The organism is Sphingobacterium sp. UBA7855 (assembly GCA_002500745.1).
GTDB lineage: Bacteria > Bacteroidota > Bacteroidia > Sphingobacteriales > Sphingobacteriaceae > Sphingobacterium.
Genome location: DLST01000022.1, coordinates 46,349 through 54,657 on the forward strand (window position 1 = coordinate 46,349; position 8,309 = coordinate 54,657).

Annotated in this window: 6 protein-coding genes; 4 read left to right on the forward strand and 2 right to left on the reverse strand. The window is 43.5% G+C overall.

Translation table 11 applies throughout. The annotated features are described in order from the left end of the window. Positions 1-6 precede the first annotated feature (6 nt). The 4 genes from B2107_RS21795 (at position 7) to B2107_RS21810 (ending at position 6,973) form a co-directional block, all read left to right on the forward strand. Positions 7-2,007, forward strand: coding sequence for an FAD-dependent oxidoreductase (locus B2107_RS21795; protein ID WP_293957895.1), 2,001 nt, complete (start codon positions 7-9; stop codon positions 2,005-2,007). 4 nt (positions 2,008-2,011) lie between these two features. Next, positions 2,012-3,661, forward strand: coding sequence for an FAD-dependent oxidoreductase (locus B2107_RS21800; protein WP_293957897.1), 1,650 nt, complete (start codon positions 2,012-2,014; stop codon positions 3,659-3,661). A gap of 30 nt (positions 3,662-3,691) precedes the next feature. Further along, complete coding sequence (locus B2107_RS21805) at positions 3,692-5,530, forward strand: carbon starvation CstA family protein (protein WP_293957899.1); 1,839 nt, start codon at positions 3,692-3,694, stop codon at positions 5,528-5,530. 321 nt (positions 5,531-5,851) lie between these two features. After that, positions 5,852-6,973, forward strand: a complete 1,122-nt coding sequence (locus B2107_RS21810; RefSeq protein WP_293957901.1) for a TonB-dependent receptor plug domain-containing protein — start codon at positions 5,852-5,854, stop codon at positions 6,971-6,973. 76 nt (positions 6,974-7,049) lie between these two features. Here the strand turns inward: B2107_RS21810 and B2107_RS21815 are convergent, their stop codons facing one another. Together B2107_RS21815 and B2107_RS21820 are read right to left on the reverse strand one after the other, a co-directional pair. Beyond that, entirely contained in the window at positions 7,050-7,298 is a 249-nt protein-coding gene (locus B2107_RS21815; RefSeq protein ID WP_293957902.1) for a hypothetical protein, read from the reverse strand. A 572-nt stretch (positions 7,299-7,870) separates the two neighbouring features. Beyond that, entirely contained in the window at positions 7,871-8,107 is a 237-nt protein-coding gene (locus B2107_RS21820; RefSeq protein WP_293888430.1) for a hypothetical protein, read from the reverse strand. Positions 8,108-8,309 lie beyond the last annotated feature (202 nt).

Sequence of the window (8,309 nt, forward strand, 5' to 3'; positions counted from 1 at the left end):
AAGATGATGAAAAAGACACTCCTAATGACCCTTGGACTTTTGACGATGTTTTGGCATTTAGTCAAAGGGCAAACCGACAGACAGGTAGATCTATGTATTTATGGTGCCACCTCAGCGGGCGTAATAGCCGCCTACACCGCTTCACAGGCCGGAAAATCAGTACTACTGATCGATCCTGGTACACGGGTGGGCGGGCTCAGCTCCGGTGGATTGGGGCAGACGGATATCGGAAATAAATATGTCGTCACGGGGCTCGCACTTGATTTTTATCGCAAAATGGGCAAGCACTATGGCGGTTTTGAACAATGGATTTTTGAACCCAAGGTAGCCGAATCTATTTTTAAGGACTATCTGGCACATTCTGGCACACCAATGTTAATGGGACATCGTTTGGTAGCCGTAAAGACTGACAATCGATCGATTAAAACCATTTCACTGCTTCCGAGTGAGCACAGGGATGGCAAAATGACAACTGTCAGTGCCAAAGTGTTTATGGACTGCAGCTACGAGGGTGACCTCATGGCCAAAGCTGGTGTGTCCTATCACGTTGGGCGAGAGTCAAATAGTACCTATGGAGAGACAATTAATGGTGTGCAATTACTTGACGGTCATCAGTTTCCGGACGGTGTAGATCCCTATAAGAAAAAAGGTGATCCTCAGAGTGGTATTTTATGGGGGATCAATACGGAGCCTTTAAAAGAAAATGGAACGGGTGATGCTAAGGTTCAAGCCTATAATTATCGGATCACATTGACCAATGTCCCTGAAAACAGAAACGCAATCACCAAACCCCAAAATTACGACGCAACCAAATATGAACTCTTAAAGAGGCAAAAGGAGATACAGCCTTGGAAGAGTATCCAGGACGTATTTATCTGGAGTCTGATGCCCAATGGAAAGACTGATATCAATAACAGGAATGGATTTTCAACAGATATGATTGGCATGAACTGGCGTTATCCCGAAGCCGATTATTTCGAACGCAAAGAGATTATCAAGGCCCATGAAGATTACACCAAAGGTTTATTATATTTTGTTGCCAACGATAGTTCGGTACCAGAGGCGATCCGAAGCGAATTCAAAAAATGGGGATACCCCAAAGACGAATATCTCGAAAATAGCCATTGGTCTCCACAATTATATATTCGCGAAGCCCGAAGGATGATTGCTGATGTCGTCATGACACAACACCACTGTCAGGGGCGTGCGCGAGTATCCGATGGCGTAGGCTATGCTGCATACACCATGGACTCGCACAATTGTGACCGTGTGATCGTCAATGGCATGGTCAAAAATGAAGGTAACGTTGAGGTTGGCGGATTTTCTCCCTTCCCGATTTCCTATAGGGCTATTGTGCCCAAAAAAGAGGAAATCGACAATCTTGTGGTTCCAGTATGCCTGTCGGCAAGTCACATCGCCTTTGGTTCCATCCGCATGGAGCCTGTATTTATGGTATTGGGTCAATCAGGTGCTGTGGCCGCTTGCCAAGCGATCGACAACAAAATAGCCGTTCAAGATGTTAATATTACGCGCGTTCAACAAATATTGCGTGACAACCCGAAGGCAGATGGCCGCAGGGCCGATTATATTATTCATGTCGAAAATGAAGATCAGGTCATGTTGAAAGGAACTTGGCGTAAATCCGCAAAAAAAGGTTATGGTATGAGTTATCAGGAAGCCGACAGCAGCCCCGGGACCGTGGCCCGTTTTACTCCCGGCAAAGATTTTGCTGGCGGAAAACATATGCTATACAGTTATTTTCCTAAAACCGCCGAAAGCACCCCGAGCGGGACATTCATTATCCATACAGGGAATACAAAGATTGAAAAAACAATAAATTTTAAGGAAGTCAATATTCTGGGACAGACCACAAGTACTTGGGTAGCGCTCGGCGAATATGCGTTTGAAAAGGGAGTCAATACCCCTTATGTCGAGATTACGTCGGAGGCAAAAGGCATATTGGCAGCAAATGCCATCTTGTGGGTTCCCGTTTCAGATCAAAATTAAACGTATGAAAAAGATCAAAATTGGATTAAAATTAGTGCTTATCTTGGCTTTTCTACAGGCAGAAGCGCAGCATGTAACCAAAAAGGTAGATGTTTTGGTTTATGGAGGAACTCCTGCGGCGATTACTGCCGCATTGCAAGTGAAGAAGGCCGGTAAGTCTGTAATCATCTTATCGCCCGATCAGCATTTGGGAGGTCTGAGTTCGGGCGGACTTGGCTTTACCGATACCGGGAATAAAGCAGTTATTGGTGGCCTTGCCAAAAAATTCTATCAGGACGTATACGATCATTATTCGAAAGAATCGAGCTGGAACTGGCAGTCCCGTACGTCGTTTGGCAATCGGGGGCAGGGCACTGTGGCGATGGACCGCGAGCATGGGACAATGTGGATTTTTGAGCCTCATGTCGCTGAAGGTATTTTTGATGCCTGGGTGCGGGATCATCAGATTGATGTGGTCCGTGGAGCATATTTAGATCGGCAGGAAAGTGCCATTCAAAAAGAATCCACAGCCATCAAATCGATTAAGACCTTAGATGGAACAGTCTACGAAGCAAAAATATTTATTGATGCCACTTATGAAGGCGATCTAATGGCGCTGGCCAAAGTAGGCTATACGATCGGGCGGGAGGCCAATAAGACTTATGGGGAGCAGTGGAACGGTGTACAGACCGGAGTCTTTCAGCACCGGCATCACTTTATTGCGCAAATTAGCCCCTATAAACGCGAGGGCGATCCTGGCAGTGGCCTGGTGTTCGGCGTTTCTGCAGAAGATCCCGGGGAATATGGCGCTGCAGATCAGAAGCTGCAGGCCTATTGCTTTCGGATGTGCCTGACCAATGATGCCCGAAATCGGAGGGCCTTCGCTAAGCCTGCTGGCTACGATCCACAGCACTATATTCTTCTGCAACGTCTATTCCGTGCCGGCTGGGACGAAGCCTTTCAAAAATTTGATCTGGTGCCCAATCATAAGACGGATGCCAACAACCATGGTCCGTTCAGCACCGATTTTATTGGGATGAACTATAGCTATCCTGAAGCGAGCTATGCGGAACGCAAATCCATTATCGATGCCCATCGCCGGTATCAACAGGGCCTGTATTATTTTATGGCCAATGATCCTTCGGTCCCAGCAGCAATCAGGACAAAGATGGCCGAATGGGGGCTGGCAAAAGATGAATTTAAGGATAACGATAACTGGCCTTTTCAGCTGTATATCCGCGAAGCAAGGCGGATGATAGGGCAATATGTGACGACCGAACATAATATTCTAGGGAAGAGCAGCGTAGAAAATCCGATCGGCATGGGCTCCTATACGTTGGATTCCCACAATGTACAACGCTATGTGACCAAGGAAGGATACGTTCAAAATGAAGGTGATATTGGCGTTCACGTACCCCAGCCTTATGCCATTTCCTATGGATCGATTATCCCAAAAAGCGATGAATGCACTAATTTGCTTGTCCCTGTCTGCGTATCGAGTTCACATATTGCCTTTGGTTCCATTCGTATGGAGCCCGTATTTATGGTGCTGGGGCAAAGTGCTGGTGCCGCAGCAGTATTGGCACTTGATCATGATCTTGTTGTGCAGCATGTCGACTACGGGCTATTAAAAAAGCAGCTGTTGAAGGCAGGACAAGTATTGGAACAAAAATAATATTGCGCTAGAATTAGACCTAGATATACGATGGATTTAGATCATATGAATGCCCTCACACTGGTTTTTGCGTCGATTTTGATATTTGCGCTCGCATACCGCTTTTACGGAATTTTTATGGCGCAGAAAGTGCTACGGCTCAATGATGCGGTAGCGACTCCAGCAGTCGAGTTTGCTGATGGGCATGATTACGTTAAGACGGATCGTAAGGTCTTGTTTGGGCATCATTTTGCTGCAATAGCAGCAGCGGGACCATTGGTAGGCCCGGTGCTGGCGGCACAGTTTGGTTATCTTCCAGGGGCACTCTGGATTTTGATCGGCTGTGTCTTGGGCGGTGGTGTTCATGATATGGTTGTCCTGTTTGCTTCCGTACGGCACAAAGGGCAAAGTCTCGCTACCATTGCGTCCAAGGAGATCGGCCGCGTTGTCGGTGGGATAGCCGGTATAGCCGTTCTGTTTATTCTAATCCTGACCTTGGCCGGACTGTCACTGGCCTGCATCAGCGCTATGCACGAGGCTCCATGGTCCCTGTTTACTATTATTCTGACCATGCCAATTGCGATATTTATGGGACTCTTGATGCGGTATAAAACAGGATCTGTAACGTTGGCAAGTGTATTGGGAGGCGTTTTATTGATCGTTGGCATCATAGCAGGGCATCGTTTGATGGAGATTCCGGGCGTACATAACCTGTTCGATTGGGATGTCAAGACCATTTCAATCGCGATTGCTGTTTACGGATTTTTAGCATCAGTCTTACCCATCTGGCTGCTTCTGGTGCCACGTGATTACCTTTCCACCTATCTCAAGATCGGTACGATCCTGATGCTGGCCATAGGCATTGTCTTTGTTCATCCGACCATACAGATGCCAGCGCTGACGGATTTTATCCATGGTGGTGGGCCTGTGATCGGCGGACCTGTGCTGCCATTTATTTTTATCGTGATTGCTTGCGGTGCAATTTCGGGTTTCCATGCGATTATTGCCACCGGAACTACGCCTAAGATGCTAGGAACCGAAAGGGAGATTCTTTTTGTAGGGTATGGTGCAATGCTGGTGGAGGGATTTGTTGCTTTAATGGCATTGATCGCTGCCTGTACCTTACTGCCGGGCGACTATTTTGCGATCAACACACCAGTCGGTGATTATGCAGGATTTTTGGCACGACATCTTGAATTAAAAGCGGTAGATCTGCAGCATTTTTCAGATCGGATAGGCGTAGACCTCCACGGCCGTACTGGGGGCGCCGTGTCTCTCGCTGTCGGGATGGCCCATATTTTTGATAAGGTTCCGTTTATGGACAATGTGATGGCTTATTGGTATAATTTTGCTATCATGTTTGAAGCCGTGTTTATTCTCACAGCTATCGATGCCGGTACGCGGGTCGGACGGTTCTTTTTGCAGGAAATGCTGGGAAATATCTTTCCTGCATTCAAAGATAAGGATTGGAAACCGGGTGTTTGGCTATGCAGCGCTATTTTTACTTTTTCATGGGGCTATCTTGTTTTTACGGGAAATGTAAGCAGTATCTGGCCCTTGTTTGGAATCAGTAACCAGCTGTTAGCTGCCTGTGGGCTTATTGTTTGTACGACGATGCTTATTCGGATGAATCGAGGGAAATATGCCTTAATTACGGCAATTCCGGGAGTATTTATGGCTGGAATTACCTTTTGGGCGGGCTATCTACAGGTCATGGATATTTATTTGCCCAAGGGACAGCTGCTATTGGCTTCATTGGCGATATTGGCTATGCTTTTGATGCTGCTTGTTTTTATAGGTACGTTCCGAAAGTGGTATCAGTTGTTTAAAATTGAGACCAAATTTATCGACCAAAATGGAGAATCTGTAAAGGAATTGGTTGATCGTTAAGCGGAAACTTCAAACCACACTCAACATCGTCATAAAGCTATTTTTATTTCTTGATATTTACTTTTAAAATCAAAAGTAAGTTTTAGAGGGTGTGAACATTTTTTTGTGGATTTTTATTACTCTTAAATTATATTGTGAGTTGCTTGATGGGAAATGTGTTCCTAATTAAGTGCTATGTTACGTACGAAAGTGGCTGTGGTTTTCGATAACGTTACCGCTACTTTATCCGGTAAAAGTGTTGGATTTTTAGGCTTTTAGGTCTTTCTTTGGGGTATAACGCAATTGAATAAACTAAAAATCTTAACCCTAAATGGATAAATTATGATAGTTCGTATCCACAGTAATCCAACATTTTCAGTAGGCACGATGCTGAGCTGTCTCTTCCTTTGGACAGGTCTCGCTACGGCACAGACTGCAACAGTACAGGGGCGTGTCACCAATGCGACCGATCATGCCGCATTGGAAGGTGTAACGATCACTAATCTGAGTATGCCTGTTGCAGCACGGACAGACAAAAAGGGGAATTTTAATATCAGAGCGAATGCAGGGGACAGGCTCAAAGTTTCGCTGCTTGGTTTTAAGACCATCGAAATTGCTGTACCCTCAACCGGTAATCTCCAGATTGCGCTTAACGAAGAAAGTCGACAGATTGATGAGGTGGTTGTTACTGCGTTGGGTATCAAACGTCAGACCAGGGGGCTGACCTATGCGACACAACAACTGGATGGAAGTGCAGTCAATGATGTCCACGACAACAGTGGCAACGTACTGAGTAGTCTGACGGGTAAAGTTGCTGGTGCTGTGGTGACGACTGCAGCTACGGGGCCCGGTGCCTCTGCCAAAGTGGTGTTGCGGGGCAACAAATCCATCTCCGGTAATAACAACGCGCTAATTGTGGTAGATGGTGTACCTTATGATAATTCCAGTGCACAACAAGCTACCGGAACAACCTACAATTATGGGACGAGTGATGGCGCTGCGAATATCAATCCGGACGATATAGAATCCATCAATGTGCTCAAGGGTTCTTCGGCTGCTGCACTATACGGTAGCAGGGCCGCAAATGGTGCCATATTGATTACAACTAAACAAGGTAAGGCTGGTCGGTATAATATTGATTACAATGGTAGTGCATCCTTAGATCAGGTCAACTTGCTCAGTAAATTCCAGAATACCTACGGGCGGGGAAATGGAGGTGTCAGTGGTACGAATGTCGGTGAGAGCTGGGGACCACAAGGGCAAACCTATAAAAATAATGTCCGCGATTTCTTTGAAAATGCGACCTCCTTCAACAATAGCATTAGCACCTATGGAGGGACGGAAAAAGTGCCGGGTTATGTTTCCTATACAAACAATAAAATCGGAGGAATTGTTCCTGGCAACGACTTGAAACGTAATAACTTGAATCTTCGTATGCCTAAAGGATTCTTCATATTTAGATAGAGTTAAAGAATTGCGATACAAAATACTAAAAACTATCGAAAATTGCCCATTTTACTGTGGTCTACTAGTATAAATTTTAATAATTATTGGATTTATCGGCAAAGTAATGGCTTAGAGAGCTGAAATTTTCATCATCCAAACAAACCATTATATCCACACTAGCGCCACCAAATAAAGAGTTGTTTGCAACGCTTACCTTTGTATCGAATTGGGTCGGAGTGATGTGTACTTTAATAATGTTTATTATTTTGTTCATTAGGTTTTCAATACGGTCAGGATTGGTATCTACTATGGGGATTGTGCCTATATTTTTTTTAGTTGCCAAGGTACAAGATAAAAAGAACAAAATACTGCTGACAAAAGAAATTTTATTTTAGTCATTTTTTATCTTGATTTAAGCTCTGAAGTATACTAATTTAAATCTCGAAAAAATTAAAAAAAAGATTCTGCGGAGATAAAGTACCTAGAAAGATATGGTGCCTATTTATTACTACGGACTACCCATACGATGCCGATAATTTCCGTTTTTTGAAGCTATCGTAATTTATATCTTATTCCAAAGTTTAAATAATTAGGACGGAATGCGCATTCATTAATATAGTATTTAACTTATAACCGGGATAAACCTATAATTTTTTTACAGTGAAAGTTCTATCCCAACTCGGACATTCAGTGGGATGAAATTTTTTCCAACTCCCTTTTCAGATTGTTTCCAGTTCTCGCTATAAAATTCTTCCCCAATACATTTGTGTAAACTTTGAAGATGTTGTTAAAATTGATTAGATCATTACTATAATCAGCACCAATAAAATGATAGCTTGTTGAAAAAGGTAAAAAAAAAGGCTGATCACACTGACCAGCCTAGAAAATAAAACATTACAATAAAACGTATTAATCTTAATCGTGTCCTTCGGTTTTAACTATCTTATTGTAAATACCCAATAGTAAAAATGGTGCCGCCCATTGACCAACGAATAGTGCCGTATTATCATTTTTAGTTTTGCAACATTTTAAAGCTGCTGAAATTCCCATTGCTGCTAACGAAGCTGCTAAAAATACAATAGAAGGAATTTTAGATGTTTGGGTTTCGACCTCTTTTGTTACTTTGTCCTCATTTCCTGTTGTAAGTGCCATAGTATTTATATTTTAGTTTATTAGTGAACTACTTTCAAAATAAAATGGTTTTAAAATATTTTTTTTCTTCCTCACTTTGTCCCCAATGTGATCTTATTATAGTCCACATTGTTTTAAAAATGCTTTATAATCGAATTAAGGATTTTTCTTCTTTATTACAAATAGTTTATAAATCGAAATGTGGACTTGCAAATAAAATCGG

Excerpts from the sequence above, each read along its gene's own strand:
- B2107_RS21795 (WP_293957895.1), top strand. The coding sequence starts at position 7 with ATGAAAAAGACACTCCTAATGACCCTTGGACTTTTGACGATGTTTTGG.
- B2107_RS21800 (WP_293957897.1), top strand. The coding sequence starts at position 2,012 with ATGAAAAAGATCAAAATTGGATTAAAATTAGTGCTTATCTTGGCTTTT.
- B2107_RS21805 (WP_293957899.1), top strand. The coding sequence starts at position 3,692 with ATGGATTTAGATCATATGAATGCCCTCACACTGGTTTTTGCGTCGATT.
- B2107_RS21810 (WP_293957901.1), top strand. The coding sequence starts at position 5,852 with ATGATAGTTCGTATCCACAGTAATCCAACATTTTCAGTAGGCACGATG.
- B2107_RS21820 (WP_293888430.1), bottom strand. The coding sequence starts at position 8,107 with ATGGCACTTACAACAGGAAATGAGGACAAAGTAACAAAAGAGGTCGAA.